The sequence below is a fragment of the Ihubacter massiliensis genome (assembly GCF_024125305.1).
GTDB classification, from domain to species: Bacteria; Bacillota; Clostridia; order Peptostreptococcales; family Anaerovoracaceae; genus Hominibacterium; species Hominibacterium faecale.
This window is the reverse complement of record NZ_JAMXVH010000001.1, coordinates 747,399-766,811: the sequence shown is the minus strand read 5'-3', so window position 1 is coordinate 766,811 and position 19,413 is coordinate 747,399. Positions and strand designations below refer to the sequence as shown.

Here is a 19,413-nt window from a genome sequence, read left to right as displayed (position 1 = left end):
AGTCTTTGTGAAATCAAACAAAATCTCTTGTACTTCATTGTATAAAAGTGTATAATTGTATCAAAGTAGAGACGGTAAGGAGGTACATACCATGGACAGACAGACAAGAATGTACGATAATTTCGATAAGATAGAACAACGAACAATTGAAGAAATTTTAAATATTGTATACGACGCTCTGGAGGAAAGAGGCTATAATGCGATCGACCAGATGGTGGGATATATCCTGTCGGGAGACCCTTCCTACATTACCAGCCACAACAATGCGCGAAACATCATCGGGCATATCGAACGTGACGATCTGGTAGAGGAATTGATTAAATCTTACCTGAACAAGTAAAATGTTAAGAGAAGCGGGCCAACATTTCGGTCCGCTTATTTTTTGTTTAAGCGAGGAAACAATATGAAAAAAATTGCGTTGGATGTAGGCGACAAGACCATAGGCGTGGCGGTAAGCGACCCTTTGCTGATCACCGCTCAGGGAATTATGACCATCGAAAGGGTTGGCATTCGAAAAGATGCGGGAAAAGTCATGGACCTGATTAAGGAACATGACTGTGACACGGTTGTTATAGGACTGCCGAAAAAGCTGGATGGTACCGATAGCATACAAACAGAAAAAGTCTATGAATTTAAAACCATGCTGGAAAATAAAATGAAAAGTTCCGGTATGGGCCACATTCAGATCGTCTTTCAGGATGAACGATTGACCACGGTCATGGCTGAAAAGGTTCTGATCGAGGGCGATGTGCGCAGAAACAAGCGCAAAAAAGTGATTGATAAACAAGCGGCAGTATTAATTCTGCAAAGTTATCTGGATACACTATAAGGTGTCCGGGAAAAAGAAATTGACTTTTTTTAGAAAGACCAGGAGGTAAACGAATATGAACAATATGGATGTAAGAAATCAAATCGTAATGAGCCAGGTAATGCTTCCCCATCAGGCCAATGTGGCCGGGAACGTACACGGGGGCGAAATCATGAAATTCATGGATACGGCCGCCGGGGCAGTGGCCATGAAATATGCCAAGGCAAACTGCGTAACCGCCAGAGTGGATGAGCTGGAATTTCACCTTCCGATCTTTGTGGGAGCATTGGTGACCTGTACAGCGTCAATCGTATATGTAGGCAAAACTTCCATGGAAGTTTTGGTGAATGTGGAAGCGGAAGATCTGGAATCCAACAGTAAGCCTCAGAAAGCCCTGTCCGCCTACTTCACCATGGTGTGCATGGGCAAGAACGGGCGGCCCCAGTGCGTCGCTGACTATGTCCCGGAGACGGAAGACGAATTGCGTTTGTATGAAGAAGCTGCGAAGCATGTGCAGAGGAAAAAGGACTTGATTGCCAAATCCAAATAACCGCCCTGTAGAGGCTGACCTTTTCGTCCATTTTATGTTATCATAGGAAAGGAATCGATCTGGTACAGCAGGGGAACCCTCTGTATTGGAGACATATGCTGAAGGAAGGTTGACAAAAGATGGATGTAAAAAATCAAATTGTAATGAGTCAGGTAATGATGCCTCACCATGCCAATGCGCTGGGTGTCGTCCACGGCGGTGAAATGGTAAAATTCATGGATACATCGGCAGCGGCGGTGGCCATGCGTTATTCCAAGTCAGATTGCGTGACCGCTAGAGTGGATGAGATGAGTTTTCATTTTCCCGTTCATGTGGGCGATCTGGTCGTATGTACCGCTTCCATCGTATATGTGGGCAGGACCTCTATGGAAGTCTTGGTGACGGTGGATGCGGAAAATTTAAAGTCTGAAGGGAATACGCAGGTTGCCTTGTCCGCTTACTTTACCATGGTATGCATCGACGAAACCGGCCGTCCGCAAGAAGTCAAACCCTATATGCCGCAGACGGCTGACGAAAAAGTTCTTTATGAGCAGGCAAAAGCTTATATCGAGCGCAAGAAAGCTTTCAGAAAATGAGTCATATATATTTGTAGACAAAAGAAATGAAGAATGGAAGGAAGTTTAATGTTATGTATCAGATGAAAAAAAACATCCCGGCATTGATCCTAGCAATGGTTTTATGTATTGGACTTGCGGCCTGCGGTGCAGGTGATCAGAAGAAGGGCGGAAATACAGCAATCGTCGGCACCTGGGAGTTATCGGAAATTGCGGCGGGCAGCAGCAAAATGGGTGCGGAGGATTATATGAAATCCGCTGATGTGGATAAAGTTCCGGTTTTAACATTTGAAGACGACGGCAAAGTAACGCTGGATGTGAACGGCGATTCAGGAACCGGCACTTGGTCCGAAGAGGGCGGTGCTTATTCCATCACTTATAAGTCAGGGGACGATGATGTGACCAAATCCGTGGAACTTGACGGATCGACTTTGAAAATGGAACAAAACGGCTATGCGCTGACTTATGAGAAGAAGTAGGGGAGAAGATGTTAAATAAGAAAATCAAAAGCAAAGTCGTCCTGTTATTATTGACCGCTTTCATTTGTATAACCATAACAGCATGCAATAATTCTGATGACGCTTCAAAAGCTCTCATCACAGGGACCTGGGAACTGAGTTCTGCGAAAGTCGCAGATCAGGAAATCACCAGAGACGACTTTTTAAAACAAATGAATCTTGACAGCTTTCCTCAAATCATATTCTACGAGGACAATACGGTTTCAATTGAAATCTTTGGAGAAGCAAAAAAAAGCAAGTGGAGCGATGATGGTGATGGTGTCTATACTATTAAAGACAGTGACAATAGCTCTGATCTGCAAGTAAATTTGGAAAATAATCAGCTGCTATTTTCCCAGAGCGGTATCACGCTGGTATTTGAAAAGCAAAAATCAGCAGATTAACTGTACGGTTATAATAGGAAAGAAGGTAACATTAAGCTTCAGGAACTATTCCTAAAATCATAATTTTCGGAAATGTTATAATTTATAAAGTTCCACGAAAGTATACTGAAATACCGAAAAAGCCGAACAAATTAGCAGTTCGGCTTTTTCAAGTAAGTTGTATAATATTGGTTTAGGAAAATGCATAATTTTTATAATAACCCCTTTTGTCTAAATAAATTGTAGGCGAATTTCTAAAGATTCATTTAGCAGCTTTGTTTCACTTGCCCCAACACTTGATCGTTTATTAGTGTATTTCGCTCTCCAAGCGTTTGTATCTTACGTGTCGGCACAATCTTATACCTATTCCTTTTGTCCTTCTAAGCGAAGCTCTAATTTCCGTTTTAAGCAATTTTTATTATAATTTAGTATCCTCTGTCAACATCCAAAAGACAAACAACTTAACGTTTTACAGGAATCTTCAGTGTTTGTCCCGGATAAAGCTTTGATGCAGAAGTTTCGTTCGTTTTACTAATTATATGTACGGATTCACGGCGATCCATATCCGCAGGCATATATTGTTCTGCTATCGACCATAATGTGTCGCCGGACTCAACTTGAACTTGGATATATTGCGGTTTTGTCATACCATCTGCATTATTAAATCCCAAAAATGTTGTGACTGCAGTTGCAGTTACAAGAAGCATTAGAACAATAAAGACAGTAAATCTTACTCTTGATTTAATTCTATATTTTTTTCTTGTTTGTCTTTTCATCTGCATTCTATATACCCACCCTTTCTGAACGTTTGTTCTTCCTGATGTTCTTATCATACACGAACATATATTCCTTGTCAAGAAAAATGTAAACATTTGTTCGCAAGTTTGTGATAAATAAAAACGCATAATTAAAGAATGGAATTTTTACAAGGAGTTAAGAATGTTAGAAACAAAAATTTTGACCGTTTCCCTCCACCCGATGGTTATCGGAAAACGGTTAAAGCAAGCAGAATCGGAGTGCGGCGTTGCCGCAAGGTATAGAATAGTGAAAGATGCTCGGCACGGCTCGCATCTTACATCTTTATAAACATCCATATAATCATAGCGGCCAGGCAAAGAACGATGACCACATCTAAAAAGATGGACTCGCCGGTCTCCTGCCGCTTCTTTTTTATAGAGAACAGCTTGCCCGCGATCAATAAGACCAATCCGCCGGATAGAAGCCATGTTTCCGCAGGCTGGCCCATCGGTTTGTGAAGAGCTTGCGTCATTGCAATGGGAATCAAAATGATTGCCATTGCAATTCCGTATAAAATAAAATTGAGATTTTTTCTCATAGAGGTCTCCTATTTATAGAGTTTGTCATAAGCTTTATCCAGCCAGATCGTCAATTTCTTCCGCATAACAATACCAATGATAAACAGAATTACTGCAATAACCGCAATGACGATCGCTCCTGTATAATCCCCCGCTTCAATCTGTCTGCCGATAAGAAGGCTGCCCATCATTCCCGGGCTTCTTCCGATCAATGAAACGATTAAAAACGGCTTTAACTTCATTTCCGAAATACCGGCCGCATAGTTGCATAGGTCCTTGGGTACCCCCGGTATCAGAAAAATCAGAAACACAATCACAACCGCTTTCTTGCTGTTTAGCTTATGGATGAATTGATTGATCTTTTGCTCACCGAAAATCAGATGCATCGCATCGCGGCCCAAAAGTTTTGCCAGATAATACGTGATCACCGAACCAATCGCTGCGCCGATCAGAGAAAACAGAAAGCCCAGCCAAAATCCGTACATATATCCGGCAGCGAATTGCAGCCACTGGCCCGGTATGATACAGACTACGATCTGCGCCACTTGCGCGCCAATATAGACTAAAATGCTCTGGGTTTTATACTGCTTAAAAAAGGCGTTTACACTTTCCAGACTGGACATGCGTTCAATCACTTCCGGCTGATAAAAATAGATATACAGCGGCAAGCCCACCAATATGAACAGCAGCAGTGCAAGCTTTAAAATGGTTGTAAATACTTTAATTTTTCTTCGTAATTGTTCTTTTTTTTGTTTATTCATAACTCTAGCTAGTAATCCCTTTACCCATTTGTTTTAATCCAATGAAACCAGGCCTTGTTCATACAAGGTCTGCAAGGCCTTGATAACGCCGAATTTGGAATGCTCATAAGTGAGTCCCCCCTGAAAATAAACGATGTAAGGCTCGCGGATAGGAGCATCGGCACTCAGCTCAATGGATGAACCCTGAACAAAGGCGCCGGCAGCCATGACCACCTGATCCTCATATCCCGGCATATCCCATGGAATCGGTTTTACATAAGCATCAATTGGAGCAGCTGCCTGAATTCCTTCACAAAAAGCAACCACCGCTTCCGGACTCCCAAGCTTGACTGCTTCAATGATATCGCTCCGGGTATCCCCTGCCTTCGGACAGACATCATATTCCAGCATTTCAAATGCCTTTGCGCACAAAACCGCACCCTTAACCGCACCGTTTACTGTTTTAGGTGCAAGAAACAGTCCTTGGAACATAGTCCTGGTCTGTCCAAACGTGAGGCCGCATTCCCCCCCAATCCCCGGCGAGGTCATTCGATAAGAAATCAGATCGATTAGTTCTTTTTTTCCGGCAATATAGCCGCCCGTCAAAGCCAGGCCGCCTCCCGGATTCTTGATGAGAGAACCGGCAAGAACATCAGCGCCAACTTCAGTAGGCTCCTCCGTATCCAGAAATTCGCCGTAACAGTTATCCACCATGCACACAATATTGGGATTGATCTGGTGGACGAAGTCCGCCCATTCACGAATCTGAGGAATGGTAATAGCCTTTCGCCAGCCATATCCGGTAGCGCGTTGAACTGTTACCATGCGGGTCTTTTCCGTAATCGCATTCTTAAGCGCGGTCAAATCGATATTTCCTTCCGGCGTGAGCTCTACTTGTTTGTAGCTGACTCCAAACTCCCTCAGAGAACCCTTGCCCTCGCCCCGGATTCCAATTACTTCTTCCAACGTATCATATGGGGCTCCGGTGCAGTAGATCAGCTCATCTCCCGGTCGCAATATCCCGGTCAGCGTTAGGGTTAACGCATGCGTCCCATTGACGATAATCGGCCGAACCAATGCTGCTTCCGCTTTAAAAATATCAGCATAAACTCGCTCCAAAGCGTCCCTGCCGGCATCATCGTAGCCATATCCAGTATTCCACGCAAAATGCGTGTCACTGATTCGATTCTTTTGAAATGCGGTCAGGACTTTATACTGGTTATATGCCATAATATCGTCCAAATGATCAAATTCGCCTTTTACCGCTTCCTCGGCCTCTGAAATATGATCCAGAACGCGAGGGGCAATCTGTAACTCTTTTGATAATAATCGATAAGTATTTGTCTGCATGTTTCATTTCTCACTTTACATAATATTTTTATATCTAGTCTATTTCATATCTTCCGCTTTATCTTTTAATTCAGAAAACATATTTTCAATATAAACATGGGGGTTGAACATCTCTATAATAAATTCACCAGAAACAGTCCCATAAAGATTTTCTTCAAAGAACTTCTGGAAGGAATCCTTATAACCGATCCTCATCTTTTTTAATATTGCGTTCCGGTCAATGGTTTCATTTTCCTGCCATATAAAAACCGGATAACCGTTGTTCATGCCGTACATACCGCTGGTATCAGGACGATAGGCATTGCCCAAATCGGATGCCATATGGGTACTCCTCATATCTCCGGAGGACATGGGAACGATCGTCTTTGAGTACCGTTTCTTCCCTTTCCCCTCCCTGTCTTTTCCGACAGCAGCCTTTGCCGAGTTGTTCAGATAATAATTGTTGCTGATTGAGCGTCCTATATCATTATAATAGTCTGCCGTGTAATTGCCAAGTATACCGCCGATATATTTACCATTTTTTAAGGTTCCGGCATTATAAGAATTTCGAAGTTTTACTCCATCTTCGCCGATACTACCAACCACTCCCCCGACATAACCGTAAGAACCGTCCTCAGGACCGGAAACAGAACCAGTATTATAACAGCTTTCCACCGTTGAACCGACTGCGTTGGTATAACCCACCACGCCGCCGGCGCATTCATTTCCCGAATGAATATTTCCTCGATTGAAGGACTCCTTGATCATTGCTGATTTGGCTACCGATCTACCGGCAATACCGCCGGTACCATAAGTACCCACACCCTTTCCTTTAGAAACAACGGTTCCTTCGTTGGAACATTGTTCAATACGTCCATTCCAGTTTTCGCCGACCACGCCGCCAACCTTGACATTTCCTTTGACGCTGCCCTGGTTATGACAATTGATCACCTGACCAGAATTGCTTTCGCCGACTACCCCGCCAATTTTATCTGTCCCAGAGACTTCTATGTTTACGGTACAGTTTTCAACGACTGCCGACGAGGTCATCGTGCCGGCCATACCGCCGATATTGCTGCCGTAAGTATTGATGCTGCCGGATAAATTCAAGTTGTTCACGGTTCCTGCCAAATAACCGAAAAAACCTTGATTGTCTTCTTGAGAGCCATTGATCTTTATTCCGGAGATCGTATGTCCATTCCCGTCAAACACGCCTTCAAACAAGTGTACCTCAGAGTTTCCAATAGGTATCCAGTTTTTGGTCAGGGCGATATCATTCATCAATTTAAAGGTAACCCCTTTAAAAGTATAGACCTCATTGACTTTCCATTCGATTTTCCTAGTGCGGACCAATTTAGCCAGACCGAAGAGCTGCTGCTCAGTCGTAATCTCATACACTTCCTTGGGATCATCCGGATCAAACCAGCTGGTATCGGCCTTGCCTGCTTTAATTGCCTCTTCTTCAGCGAGTTCTGCTTGAAACTCAGCGTCATATTGAAGATTTTCAACTTTTTGTATAAATGAATAGTCGGCTGCAAAGACAGGAGCCGCAGTCACACAATTGCATATTAATAAAGATGCTGCACACGTGCAGATAAAGGCCTTCTTCTTCATTTCCTTTTTTCTTTCCTTTCTAGAACCACCATACACTGTATCTTTGTTATTTCTGTGATCATTTTTTCTTCTTACCCTCAGTTCGTTCCAGCTCCCATTCCATATCTTTCACCAGCTCCCGCTTGACATTCATCTTATGTGCAGCATAAAGCTGAGTGGTTGTCACCTGTTCATGATCCATCAGAGCTTGAACATCAAAGATGGAGTTGCCGCGCCCGATCAGACTGGTAGCTGCGGTAGCTCTTAGTTTATGGGGACTGTAACCGGATTTTCGGGATGTAGCAAGTCCAATGGACGTATATTTTTTCACCAGTTCCCGGATTTGCCGTTCTGTCATTCTCTTGCCTTGGAGAGAAAGAAACAGCGCATCCTTATGGATTTCTTCCAGCTTGGAATCGTCGGCCCGTTCATCCTCTATGTAGTCTCTGACCGCCAGGGTTACCGATTGATTCAGGGGCATATTGGATTCTTTTCCCCGCTTTCGGTAGATCGTGAATTCTCCTCTGGAAAAGTTAAAGGAGGACACATTGAGCTGCTGAAGCTCAGAAAGCCTGAGACCGTAAGTCAGAAATAACAGCAGGATCGCTTTGTCCCGTTTTTTTGTTTTTTCCCAAAACTGCCGTTCCTTCTTAGTCAGATGGCTGCCCGCAGCCACCGCATCCAGCATAATCATCACCTCGTCGTCCTGAAGAGCTTTAATCTCCCGTTCTGTCGCTTTTGGAACACGAATGGGATCAAATCCATCGGTAATGTTTTTTTTCAGCAGCTCGTCTCGATAGAGCTGTTTGAACATGACCGAAACAGAAGATTTTTTTCTGGCCAGGGTCTTATTGTTGTTTTCATAGACGACAATCGAACCCTTCGTTTCGACTTTGTACCTTCTGCAATAGTCGATAAATGCGTTCACATCCACCGCCCGGATCTCGTCAAACTCCAATAAGGTGATGTCTTTTGGACATGGAGCCTCGGAAAGAGCCGTTTCTTTTATGAGATACTCACAGAAAAATTTGATGTCATGGAGGTAAGCCAGCCTAGTCATAGGAAGCACATTGCCGCGAAGGTATGCGAAAAATCCCCGGAGGAACCGAGGAAGCTCATGTTCGATCTCTTCGCACTGGTGGATGATCTCATGTTCCTTCATGACGATATTATCCGGCTTACTACTCTTATTATGAACCTTTATTTGTTTTTGTCCACCCATAAAATCATATCCTTTAATGCCTTTTCACTGCTTTCATACATAGAAAGCTCAAACCACTTAATTTTATCATATCTGCGGAACCAAGTTAACTGTCTTTTTGCGTAATTTCGAGTGTTTTGCTGTATTTTCTTCACAGCCGTATCAAGATCGTATTTGCCGTGCAAATGATAGATCAATTCTTTATAGCCGATTCCTTTCATGGAAATATCGTCCTCGGATAGTCCCATCCCGAGCAGTCCCTTGACTTCTTCCAGGAGGCCCTGCTTCATAAGGATCTCTACCCGGGCATTGATGCGGTCATAAAGCTCCTGCCGATCCCTGGTAAGGCCGAGGAGGCAAGGCTTATAGCCGCTGACCGGGGTGCGGACCTGAGTGAAGGCCGGGATTCCCTGACCGGTTGTCTCCACGGCTTCCAGCGCACGGATGATTTTTTTTGTGTTGTTGGGATGGATCCGTGCTGCCGCATCTGGATCTTTTTCCGCAAGGAGACGATATACGGCCTCTTTTCCCTGTTCATGGGCCAGCTGCTCCAGTTTTTCCCGATAACCGTCCCTTCTGGGCGGCGCGCTGAAATCCATTTCATAGAGCAGCGAGTTGAGATAGAGCCCGGTACCGCCGGAAATGATGGGAAGTTTTCCCTTGTCATGGATTTCGGCGATGGCGGCTTTGGCCCTTTTCTGATATTCAGCGGCCGAAAAAGGCTCCCTGGGATCGATTTCATCTACCAGGTAATGCTTTACCAGAGCGCGTTCTTCCTTCGTCGGCTTGGCGCTGCCGATATCCATGTATTTATAAAGCTGCATGGAGTCGCAGGAAACAATTTCCCCGTCCAGCCGCTGAGCCAGTTTCAGAGCGTATTCAGTTTTTCCTACGGCCGTGGGTCCGGCAACGACTAATATTTCTTTCATATCAAACTCTTTTAAACATTTTTTCAATCTCATATTGGGTCATTTTTATGAAGGTCGGTCTGCCATGGGGGCAGGAAAATGGATTCTCGCACTTTTTCAAATCAGCCATCAGTTGGTCGATCTCGCTATCTTTTAAGTAATCGTGGGCCTTTACCGCGCTTTTGCAGGAGCGCATGGTTAATTTTTCAATGGCAGGCGCGTGATCCATCTTGATGCCCGCGGAAGCGCTGTCTACAAAATCGTTGAGAAAACGTTCCGCTTCATCCAGGCCCATGAACATGGGAATTTCTTTCACAATGTAGGTCTTGGGCCCGAACCCTTCCACTGAAAAACCCATCTGCCTGAGGGGCTCCATCCATTCTTCATGCTCCTCTGCAGCAGGATAAGAAACATTGAGCATAATGGGGATCATAATGGGCTGGCTGTGTTTTTCGGAGCTTCGGTATTGGTCCATCAGTTTTTCAAAGAAAACCCGCTCGTGGGCCGCATGCTGATCGATGAGATAAAAGCAAGTTTCATCAATGGCAGTAATATAAGTGCCAAAGATGGAACCGGTGATGGTCAGGTCATCGAAATCAAACGGCGCCGGTGTCTGAGGCTTTTTTATCTGCACGAGCGGATCCGCTTTTTTTCCTTCGGCTGAAACCGATGCTGCCGCCGGTCCGGGATCCGCACGATAGGAAGCAGCTTCCTCTTTAATGGACGGCTCCTTTTTTTCTTCCTCCTGGCGTATGGTTGACAATAATTTTTTTATATCAACTTGTTCTTCTTCAGGCGGCGGAACAGGAGCAGCTTTGCGAAAATCCGTTTTTTTCGCCGCAGCCTTGTACTCCTCGCTTCGCTCTTTACGAAAAACATCCTTTTCTGTTACAGCTGGTATGGATTCTTTGGAAAGGAGTGCCTGCCGAAGAATCTGGCGGACAAATTCTGTAACTATAGCCTCATTGTCAAAACGCACCTCCCGCTTATTGGGATGGATATTCACATCCAATGTCTGAGGAGCTGCCTGCAGAAATAAGTAAGCTGCCGGAAATCTTCCTTCAAAGAGTTTATCCGAATATGCCTGGCTGATACCTTTTTGCAGAATTTTGCTGTTTACAACTCTGCCATTGATGAAAAAAATCTGATGTTTTCGTGTGGCATGAGAAAGCCCTGGTCCTGATATGTATCCCTCCAGAGAAAGGTTACCTTGCTGCCCCTGCACTGGAATCAGCTCATCGCCGATTTCCCGGCTGTAAACCGTGAGGATATTTTGATAGCGGTCCCCTTTTCCCGGTGTGGTAAAAAGCAGACTTCCATTATTGACAAGACGAATCTTCACATTGGCGTAAGCAAGCGCAATCTGAGAGATGAACTCTATAATCAAGCTGCTTTCCGATGCGTCGGATTTCATGAATTTCTGTCTGGCCGGAGTGTTGTAGAACAAATCTCGGACAACAACCGTAGTTCCATTGGGACACCCGGTCATCTCCTTTTCAGCCGGCCTGCTGCCTTCAACCGCCAGCCTTACCCCTGCCGGCGCATTTGCTGTCTTGGTTATGATTTCAGTCCGAGAGACAGCAGCAATACTGGCCAGAGCTTCTCCCCGAAAACCCAATGTTTCAATTGTCTCCAGATCTTTCGCTTGAGAGATTTTGCTGGTTGCATGGCGCAAAAACGCTGTTTCCACTTGATCGGCCTCGATCCCGCACCCGTTGTCCGTAACCCGGATATAAGCTTTGCCGCCCTTTTTAATTTCTACTGTGATCGCCGATGCTCCGGCATCGATGGAGTTTTCCACCAACTCTTTAACAATGGATAGGGGTCGGTCCACCACCTCCCCGGCTGCGATTTTATCTGCAACCTCTTTTTCTAAAATCCGAATCATGGCTGTCTCCTATAAGGTACATACAATGGCAATACAAATGACCAGTAATACCACTTCACTTCCGATCCATTTTTTCATAGCCGCTGACTTTGGATAATCTTTCTTGGCGTTGGCCTGACGGATGAGATAAATGGTTGCAATGAGCAGTACGATTGGTACTAAAATAATCAAATATTTCAAAATTTCCTCCTTATCCCTCTGCTGCCTCTTTCAATTGTTCCAAAATTTTAAATGCTTCCGATGGAGTCAGATTCATCAAATCCAGGCTTTTTAACCGTTCGACCACCGGGTTTGGAGCAAAACCGAAAAAGGAAATCTGCTGCTCTTCCTCTGCCATGACAGACGGCTCTTCAGCTCCAGAAGAGTTCTCCGATATCGGACGTCCTTCCTCTAGTTCTTTCAATTTATCCGCCGCCCGCTCAAGGAGCAAAGACGGCACACCGGCCAGTTTTGCCACCTGGATCCCATAGCTCCTGCTGGCGCTGCCTTCGATGATCTTATGCAAGAAAACTACATTGCCGTTTTCTTCAGCTACATCCACATTGAGATTGCGCAGACCTTTCATATACCCCTCCAGAGTCGTCATTTCGTGATAATGGGTAGCGAACAGCGTCCGCACCTGGCGTTTGGTTTTGCACAGGTATTCAGCTGCGGCCCAGGCGATGGATAATCCGTCGTATGTGCTGGTTCCCCGGCCGATTTCATCAAGAATAATCAAGCTTTTTTCCGTTGCAGAATTGAGTATGTATGCCAGTTCGCTCATTTCAACGAAAAAGGTACTCTGTCCTTGGGCAAGATTGTCGGAAGCTCCAATTCTGGTAAAAATCCGATCCACAATGCCGATATGTGCGCTGTCTGCCGGCACGAAGCAGCCTGACTGTGCCAACAGTACAATCAACGCGGTTTGGCGCATATAAGTGGATTTACCAGCCATATTGGGCCCGGTGATCAAAAGCAGGCTGTCTCTGTCTCTGTCCAGATAGGTATCATTGCTGACAAAGATTCCATCGCGAATCGTCTGTTCGATCACAGGATGACGTCCCTTTTCAATTTCAATCGTGTCCGATTCATCCACAACCGGCCGAATAAAGTTATTCTGCTGGCCAACCAAAGAGAAGGCTGTTAAAACATCCAGGCTGGAAACGGCTGCCGAAGTTTTTTGAATCTGGCGGATATGTCTTTGAATTTCGCCGCGCACCTGGGTGAAGAGTTCGTATTCCATCTGGTTGATCTTCACTTCAGCATTGAGAACCAGGCTTTCCATCTCTTTCAGTTCAGGCGTGATAAACCGTTCACAATTGGCCAGAGTCTGTTTGCGCACATAGTTATCGGGGATCATCTCATAATAGGATTTGGTCACTTCCAAAAAATAACCAAAGACTTTGTTAAATCCCACCTTCAAGTTTTTAATGCCTGTCCGCTCCCGTTCAGTACTCTCCAGCTGTGCAATCCAGTTCTGCGCATCTTTGATGGAGAATTTCAGCTCATCCAGCTCCTTGGAATATCCTTCTTTGATCATGCCCCCTTCTTTAATGGCAAAGGGCGGTTCCTCAACAATCGCTCGATCAATCAAGGCGTATACCGGTTTTAAATCATCGATCTCTTGTTCCAGCTCCGAAAGAAGCCGGCTGCCACACCCTGATAAATCATTCTTTATGTCCGGAAGCACAAAACAGGAATTCCGCAGAGCGATCAAATCTTTTCCGTTAGCGCTGCCGCAAGCGATCCGACCGGCCAGCCGTTCAAAGTCATAAATTTGTTTCAGGCTTTCCCGGATATTGTTGCGCATAAGAAGATCATCGGTGAGAACCTCCACCGCTTCCAGCCGCAGGTTGATGTCATGGGCGTTGTTGAGGGGTTCTTTGATCCATTGCTTCAATTTGCGGGAGCCCATGGCAGTGCTGGTCTTATCCAGCACGCCCAGCAGGGAGCCTTGAATCTTCTTTTCAAAAAGGGTTTCGGTCAGCTCCAGATTTTTAATGGTCGCCTTGTCCAGGCACATATGGGTGCCCATTTCATATAAATGAAGCCAGGAAATATGCTCAAGGCTGTTTTTCTGTGTCTCATGAAGGTAAAGCAGCATGGCGCCCAGAGCCCGGACCACAGCCGTGTTTTCCTCCAGCCCCAGCCCTAACAGGGCTTTCACCTTGAACTGGCGGAGAACCGCGTCAGAAACCGCCCGATCGTTGTAATAATCATTTCCCAAAGGATTGAAGTAAGCTTCTGTAACCAGCTTCATTTCATCCAGATCCAGAAGATGATCCTCGTTGATCAAGATCTCTCTGGCGCGAATTTTTACCAATTCGTTGAGCAGCGTTTCAAAGGCGTTGTCGCGGGGAAGCTCGGTCCCGTAGATTTCTCCTGTGGAAACATCGCAATAGGCCAGGCCTGTCTTTTCTCCCATGTTGAAAACGGAGGCAATATAATTGTTCTCCGTTTCCTTGAGCATGGTCTGGCTGATGACCGTTCCGGGTGTAACGATGCGGATGACTTCCCGTTTTACAATACCCTTCGCCTGCGACGGATCCTCCGTCTGCTCGCAGATGGCCACTTTATATCCCTTTTCCACCAGACGGGCAATATATGTATCCGCAGAATGAAAAGGTACGCCACACATGGGAGCACGCTCCTCCTGTCCGCAGTTTTTTCCGGTCAGGGTCAGCTCCAATTCTCTGGAAGCAGTCTTTGCATCCTCATAAAACATTTCATAAAAGTCACCCAACCTGAAAAAGAGGATACAATCCTCATAGTCTTGCTTGATTTTTATATATTGCTGCATCATTGGTGACAGTGCCATAAGTTTCTTGAATCCTTTCTGTTCTTATAGAAAAAAGAGTGCCCTGAGAAGCGCCCTTTGCCTCCCAGGGCTGTCCATCTATCGCTTGCTATAGGCTTCCATGCCCAGGCGGATCAGCTGGACTCCGCGTGCCATATCCTTCTGATTCAGGACATAGGCAATACGCATTTCCTCCCGGCCCAGGTCCGGCGTAGCATAAAATCCTTCAGCAGGTGAAAACATAACAGTTTCGCCGTGATCGTCAAATTCCGTCAACAGGAACATGAGAAAATCCGATGCGTCTTCCACCGGCAATTTGGCAGTGAGATAAAAAGCTCCTCCCGGTTTTTGGCAGACGACCCCTGGAATCTTCATCAGTTCTTCATAGACAGCGTCCCGTCTTGCTTCGTATTCGGCGCGTATTTCATTGTAATAGGATTTGGGAAGCTTGTAGAGGGCTGCTGCTCCGATCTGATCGACGGTGGGCGAACAAAGTCTGCCCTGGGCGATTTTCATCAGATTGTCCAGAAGGTCTTTGTTTTTGGCAGCAATGCAGCCAATTCTGGCGCCGCAGGCTGAAAACCGCTTGGAAACCGAATCGACGATGATGACTCGATCAGCCAGATCGTCCATCATGCCGAACGATGTCACCTCCCGGCCGTCATAAGCAAATTCCCTGTATACTTCGTCCGCTATAATCCATAGATCGTACTTTTTAGCGATTTCGCCGATCAGCTTCATTTCGTCCAAGGTGAGGACGACACCGGTTGGGTTGCCCGGACTGATGCAGCAGATAGCCTTCGTATTGGGTGTGATGGCGGCCTCAATTTTCTCGGCGTCCGCATAGTGATATCCCTCTTCCGGCGTGGTTGTAATGGGCACGACCACGCCGTCCGCCATGGTGACAAAGGTATGATAATTGGTATAGAAAGGTTCCGGGATCAGCACCTCATCTTTTGGATTGAGCAGGGAGATGAAGATCATGCTCAATGCTTCCGAACCGCCGTTGGTCACAATAATCTGATCCCTGCCATAATTCATTCCATATTGCTTAAAGTAATCGGATATAGCGTCCTGCAAAATCGTTACGCCGCCTGATTCGGCATAGGCGACAACTTTTTCGTCAAAATTCTTGATCGCGTTCATAAAGCAGTCGGGTGTTTCGATATCCGGCTGACCGATATTGAGATGGTAGACTTTTTTACCAGCCTCCTTTGCCTTCTGCGCGATGGGGTTGAATTTTCGGATGGGCGAATGCTGCATTGCCAGCACCTTGTCAGATAATTTCATTCTTATTATTCTCCTTTTCTTCTCTAATTCCTTTTATTCCAACTCTGAATGAGAGGTTAATACAACTGCATCCACATCGACCTTTTGCTCTTCTGGGGCCTGCTGCTTTTTCAGGTACAGCAGGTATTCAATGTTTCCTTTTGCTCCCGTAACCGGAGAAAAAGTCAGCCCATGAGCATAAAGACCATTATCCTGCCCATACCCGATCACCTTTTGAATGACTTCTTTATGGACGTTTTTGTCGCGGACGATCCCTTTTTTGCCTACCTGCTCCCTCCCCGCTTCAAACTGGGGCTTTACCAGACAAACCAGACTGCCGCCGGCAGCCAGCAGCACAGAAGCTATTGGAAACACCAATTTTAGGGAAATAAACGAAACATCAATACTGATAAAATCCAGGTCGTGGTCGACGGACTCTAAATCCAGGTAGCGGATATTGACTTTTTCCATATTGACAACCCGCTTGTCGTTGCGCAGCTTCCAATCCAGCTGTCCATAGCCCACATCCACTGCAAAGACTTTCCTGGCGCCTTTTTGCAGCATGCAGTCGGTAAAGCCTCCGGTGGAGGCGCCAATATCCATGCAGACCGCTTCTCTCAGGGAAAACCTGAATTCTGCCACAGCTTTCTCCAGCTTCAGTCCTCCTCTGCTCACGTAAGGGCAAAGGTTTTCCTTTATATGAATGGGCGCCTGTTCATCCACAGGAGTCCCGGCCTTATCTACCTTTTGGCCGTCCACGTAGACAACACCCGCCATAACAGCAGCTTTGGCCTTTTCCCTTGAGGGAAACAATCCCCGCTCTACCAGAATCACATCAAGCCTGTTTTTCAAGATATTCACAAATCCTTTCTGCAATACTTTCGGGATTTAATCCATATTTTTCAAAGAGCTGACCGATGCTTCCGTGTTCGATAAAACGATCCGGCCAGCCGAAATTGAGAACCTTTACCGGGGATTCCATCATGGCCGCGGCCAGATTTTCTCCAAAGCCTCCGGTGATCACATTGTCTTCCAAGGTGACGATCAGTCTTGTCCGCTCAGCAGACGCGGTTATGGCCTTCTGGTCCAAGGGACGGACAAAACGGGCATCGATCAGCCCGGCATCGATGGAGTTTTTCTTCAATACTTCCTGCACCTGAAAGCCCACGGTCAGCATATTGCCGACCGCCCAAAGTTCCACGTCCCTTCCTTCTTCAATAACCAGGCTGCCTTGGATCGGACAGTTCAACCCCAGATCCATAGCCTCGCCTCTCGGATAGCGAATAGCGCACGGGCCTTCCAGCGTCATGGCGTATTCCAGCATTTGTTCCAGCTCACCTCTGTCTGCGGGAGCCAGAATGGTCATATTGGGCATATGGCTCAGATAGGAAAGGTCGAACATACCATGGTGGGTTTCTCCGTCAGCGCCCACAATGCCCGCACGGTCGATGGCGAAAACCACCGGAAGATTTTGCAGACAAACGTCTTCTATCATTTGATCATAGGCACGCTGCAGAAACGTAGAATAGATGGCAACTACCGGACGGTAGCCGCCGGCCGTCATTCCCGCAGCAAAGGTTACCGCATGGCCTTCTGCAATGCCCACGTCAAAGGTTCTGGCGGGATATCGTTCCTTAAAGCCCTTCAAGCCTGTGCCTTCCAGCATAGCCGCTCCAATGGCGACGATTTTATTGTTGGTTTTCGCCATTTGGATCATCTTATTGCCGAATACGTCCGAATAGGAAGGTACGCTTCCGCCGCTCTTATGCTGGCGTCCTGTTGTTGGATCGAAAGGCCCCGTACCATGATATTTGCTGGGTGTTTCTTCGGCGCTTTTATAGCCTTTGCCTTTTTTGGTGATAACGTGAATGAACACCGGACCGTCGACTTCTTTGGCCATGGTAAGGGTCTCCAAAAGCACTTCCATATTGTGTCCGTCCACAGGACCAAAATATTTGAATCCCAGCTCTTCGAACATGATGCCGTCCAGAACGGCATATTTGAGAGAATCCCGCATATGCTGCATGCCGGAAACGACTCCTTTTCCAATGCCTGGAATTTCGGAAATGTTCTTTTTTACCCGCTTCTTAAAATCGGTATATTTGCGGGATCCGCGCAGCTTGCTCAGATATTTGGACACCCCGCCGGTATTGGGAGCGATGGACATACCGTTATCATTTAGAATGACTACTAGATTGGTCTTGGAAACACCCACATTGTTCATGGCTTCATAGGCCAAACCTCCTGTAAGAGCGCCGTCTCCGATGATGGCTGCGATTTTGAAGTCTTCCTTTGCCAAATCTCTGGCAGCCGCCATTCCGGCAGCAACGGATATGGAGGTGCTGCTGTGCCCGGTATCAAAGGTGTCGTATTCGCTTTCCTTCACCTTGGGAAAGCCGCTCATGCCGCCGAATTTTCGCAGCGTCTGAAATCCCTCGGCCCTTCCGGTGAGGATTTTGTGTACATAAGATTGATGTCCTACATCCCAGATCAGTTTGTCTGTGGGAGTGTCAAAGACTTTATGTAAAGCAATGGATAATTCCACTACACCAAGATTGGAGGCCAGATGGCCTCCAGTCTTGGAAATATTGCTGATCAGGAAATCCCGAATCTCATAGGATAAAAGCTCCAACTCGTTTTCGGTCATTGTTTTCAAATCCTGAGGAAACTGATATTCCAATAATTTTTTCATGCTTATTTGCCTCGTACTGCTAAGTCTGTTGCTAGTTTAGTAAAGAATTCTGCATTGTCATAGTAAGAAGACAGTGCTTCAATGGCGTTGTCCGTCAACTCCATCAGCTTGGCCTTGGATGCTTCCAGTCCATAGAGGGATGGATAGGTGGATTTTTTCTTCACTTGATCCACACCGGCCTTTTTTCCCATCTCTTTTTCGCTGCCTACCACATCGAGGATGTCATCGGCAATCTGGAAAGCCAAGCCCAGATTTTCCGCATAAATGGTCAAGTTATTGAGCGTTTCCGCATCTGCGCCGCCCAGCTGTGCTCCCGCACGAACTGCCGCCACGATGAGAGCCGCTGTCTTGGTCAAATGGATATAGTCCAGCATTTCCCGGGAGCACGCCTTGTCCTCCGATTCGATATCAGCCACTTGACCGGCCACCATGCCCCGGCATCCGGAGCCTTTTGCAATCTCATAAGAGGCGCGAATACGCTTTTTCAGCTTATCGGGATCATCGAAATAAAGGAGCATGTCCTTGTTCATGGCTTCGTACGCAGCCGACTGCAGTCCGTCCCCAGCCAGAATAGCCATGGCTTCGCCGTAAATGATATGGTTTGTTGGAACACCTCTTCGCAGCTGATCGTCATCCATGGCCGGAAGATCGTCGTGAATCAGCGAATAAGTGTGCATATATTCAACTGCGCAGGCATATGGGATAGCGGCCTCCAGCTTGCAGCCGGTAAATTCTGCCGCAGCTAAGAGCAGCATCGGGCGTATCCGCTTACCGCCTGCCGAAAGGCTGTATTTCATAGATTCATAGAGCGTAATGCTTTTGTGATCAATATCCGGCAGGAAATCCAGAATGTGTTCTTCTATCAGTTCTTTATATCTTTTTCTAATTAATTCCGGCATGGTAGCCCTC

Annotated in this window: 20 protein-coding genes; 6 read left to right on the top strand and 14 right to left on the bottom strand. The window is 46.3% G+C overall.

What is annotated here, in order from left to right:
- Positions 1 to 109 precede the first annotated feature (109 nt).
- The 6 genes from NIA71_RS03455 to NIA71_RS03430 all read left to right on the top strand — a co-directional run bounded on the left by NIA71_RS03455 (position 110) and on the right by NIA71_RS03430 (position 2,813).
- Positions 110 to 340, top strand: a complete 231-nt coding sequence (locus NIA71_RS03455; RefSeq protein WP_415270808.1) for an IreB family regulatory phosphoprotein — start codon at positions 110 to 112, stop codon at positions 338 to 340.
- A gap of 63 nt (positions 341 to 403) precedes the next feature.
- Positions 404 to 829, top strand: coding sequence for a Holliday junction resolvase RuvX (gene ruvX, locus NIA71_RS03450; RefSeq protein ID WP_148395199.1), 426 nt, complete (start codon positions 404 to 406; stop codon positions 827 to 829).
- 55 nt (positions 830 to 884) lie between these two features.
- Positions 885 to 1,358: an acyl-CoA thioesterase gene (locus NIA71_RS03445; RefSeq protein WP_148395198.1), complete on the top strand. Its 474-nt coding sequence runs from the start codon at positions 885 to 887 to the stop codon at positions 1,356 to 1,358.
- Between the two features lie 119 nt (positions 1,359 to 1,477).
- Positions 1,478 to 1,933 (top strand): acyl-CoA thioesterase, encoded by a 456-nt coding sequence (locus NIA71_RS03440; protein ID WP_253019683.1) that lies wholly within the window; start codon positions 1,478 to 1,480, stop codon positions 1,931 to 1,933.
- A gap of 53 nt (positions 1,934 to 1,986) precedes the next feature.
- Positions 1,987 to 2,391 carry a lipocalin family protein gene (locus NIA71_RS03435; protein WP_253019682.1) on the top strand — a complete coding sequence of 135 codons (405 nt, stop codon included), beginning with the start codon at positions 1,987 to 1,989 and terminating at the stop codon, positions 2,389 to 2,391.
- Positions 2,392 to 2,399: 8 nt separating this feature from the next.
- A complete protein-coding gene (locus NIA71_RS03430; protein ID WP_253019681.1) occupies positions 2,400 to 2,813 on the top strand; it encodes a hypothetical protein in 414 nt (137 codons plus the stop codon).
- Positions 2,814 to 3,253: 440 nt separating this feature from the next.
- Here the strand turns inward: NIA71_RS03430 and NIA71_RS03425 are convergent, their stop codons facing one another.
- The 14 genes from NIA71_RS03425 to NIA71_RS03360 all read right to left on the bottom strand — a co-directional run bounded on the left by NIA71_RS03425 (position 3,254) and on the right by NIA71_RS03360 (position 19,403).
- Complete coding sequence (locus tag NIA71_RS03425) at positions 3,254 to 3,574, bottom strand: cell division suppressor protein YneA (RefSeq protein ID WP_227755164.1); 321 nt, start codon at positions 3,572 to 3,574, stop codon at positions 3,254 to 3,256.
- A gap of 290 nt (positions 3,575 to 3,864) precedes the next feature.
- Entirely contained in the window at positions 3,865 to 4,128 is a 264-nt protein-coding gene (locus NIA71_RS03420) for a hypothetical protein (RefSeq protein ID WP_148395193.1), read from the bottom strand.
- A 9-nt stretch (positions 4,129 to 4,137) separates the two neighbouring features.
- Positions 4,138 to 4,869: a TVP38/TMEM64 family protein gene (locus tag NIA71_RS03415; RefSeq protein WP_148395192.1), complete on the bottom strand. Its 732-nt coding sequence runs from the start codon at positions 4,867 to 4,869 to the stop codon at positions 4,138 to 4,140.
- Positions 4,870 to 4,902: 33 nt separating this feature from the next.
- A complete protein-coding gene (locus NIA71_RS03410; protein WP_227755166.1) occupies positions 4,903 to 6,198 on the bottom strand; it encodes an aminotransferase class I/II-fold pyridoxal phosphate-dependent enzyme in 1,296 nt (431 codons plus the stop codon).
- Positions 6,199 to 6,237: 39 nt separating this feature from the next.
- Positions 6,238 to 7,791, bottom strand: coding sequence for a GLUG motif-containing protein (locus NIA71_RS03405; RefSeq protein ID WP_253019680.1), 1,554 nt, complete (start codon positions 7,789 to 7,791; stop codon positions 6,238 to 6,240).
- A gap of 58 nt (positions 7,792 to 7,849) precedes the next feature.
- Positions 7,850 to 8,992: a tyrosine-type recombinase/integrase gene (locus NIA71_RS03400; RefSeq protein ID WP_253019679.1), complete on the bottom strand. Its 1,143-nt coding sequence runs from the start codon at positions 8,990 to 8,992 to the stop codon at positions 7,850 to 7,852.
- Positions 8,971 to 9,900, bottom strand: coding sequence for a tRNA (adenosine(37)-N6)-dimethylallyltransferase MiaA (gene miaA, locus NIA71_RS03395; RefSeq protein ID WP_253019678.1), 930 nt, complete (start codon positions 9,898 to 9,900; stop codon positions 8,971 to 8,973). Before miaA ends, NIA71_RS03400 begins: the two co-directional genes overlap by 22 nt.
- Position 9,901: 1 nt before the next feature.
- Positions 9,902 to 11,767 (bottom strand): DNA mismatch repair endonuclease MutL, encoded by a 1,866-nt coding sequence (gene mutL / locus NIA71_RS03390; protein WP_253019677.1) that lies wholly within the window; start codon positions 11,765 to 11,767, stop codon positions 9,902 to 9,904.
- Between the two features lie 9 nt (positions 11,768 to 11,776).
- Complete coding sequence (locus tag NIA71_RS03385) at positions 11,777 to 11,947, bottom strand: hypothetical protein (protein ID WP_253019676.1); 171 nt, start codon at positions 11,945 to 11,947, stop codon at positions 11,777 to 11,779.
- 10 nt (positions 11,948 to 11,957) lie between these two features.
- A complete protein-coding gene (mutS, locus tag NIA71_RS03380; RefSeq protein ID WP_253019675.1) occupies positions 11,958 to 14,564 on the bottom strand; it encodes a DNA mismatch repair protein MutS in 2,607 nt (868 codons plus the stop codon).
- A gap of 78 nt (positions 14,565 to 14,642) precedes the next feature.
- On the bottom strand, positions 14,643 to 15,833 hold the full coding sequence (locus NIA71_RS03375) for a pyridoxal phosphate-dependent aminotransferase (protein ID WP_148395185.1): 1,191 nt from the start codon (positions 15,831 to 15,833) through the stop codon (positions 14,643 to 14,645).
- Between the two features lie 33 nt (positions 15,834 to 15,866).
- Complete coding sequence (locus NIA71_RS03370) at positions 15,867 to 16,667, bottom strand: TlyA family RNA methyltransferase (RefSeq protein ID WP_336246054.1); 801 nt, start codon at positions 16,665 to 16,667, stop codon at positions 15,867 to 15,869.
- Positions 16,648 to 18,504, bottom strand: coding sequence for a 1-deoxy-D-xylulose-5-phosphate synthase (dxs, locus tag NIA71_RS03365; protein WP_253019674.1), 1,857 nt, complete (start codon positions 18,502 to 18,504; stop codon positions 16,648 to 16,650). Before dxs ends, NIA71_RS03370 begins: the two co-directional genes overlap by 20 nt.
- Positions 18,505 to 18,506: 2 nt before the next feature.
- Positions 18,507 to 19,403 carry a polyprenyl synthetase family protein gene (locus NIA71_RS03360; RefSeq protein WP_148395183.1) on the bottom strand — a complete coding sequence of 299 codons (897 nt, stop codon included), beginning with the start codon at positions 19,401 to 19,403 and terminating at the stop codon, positions 18,507 to 18,509.
- Between the last annotated feature and the right edge of the window lie 10 nt (positions 19,404 to 19,413).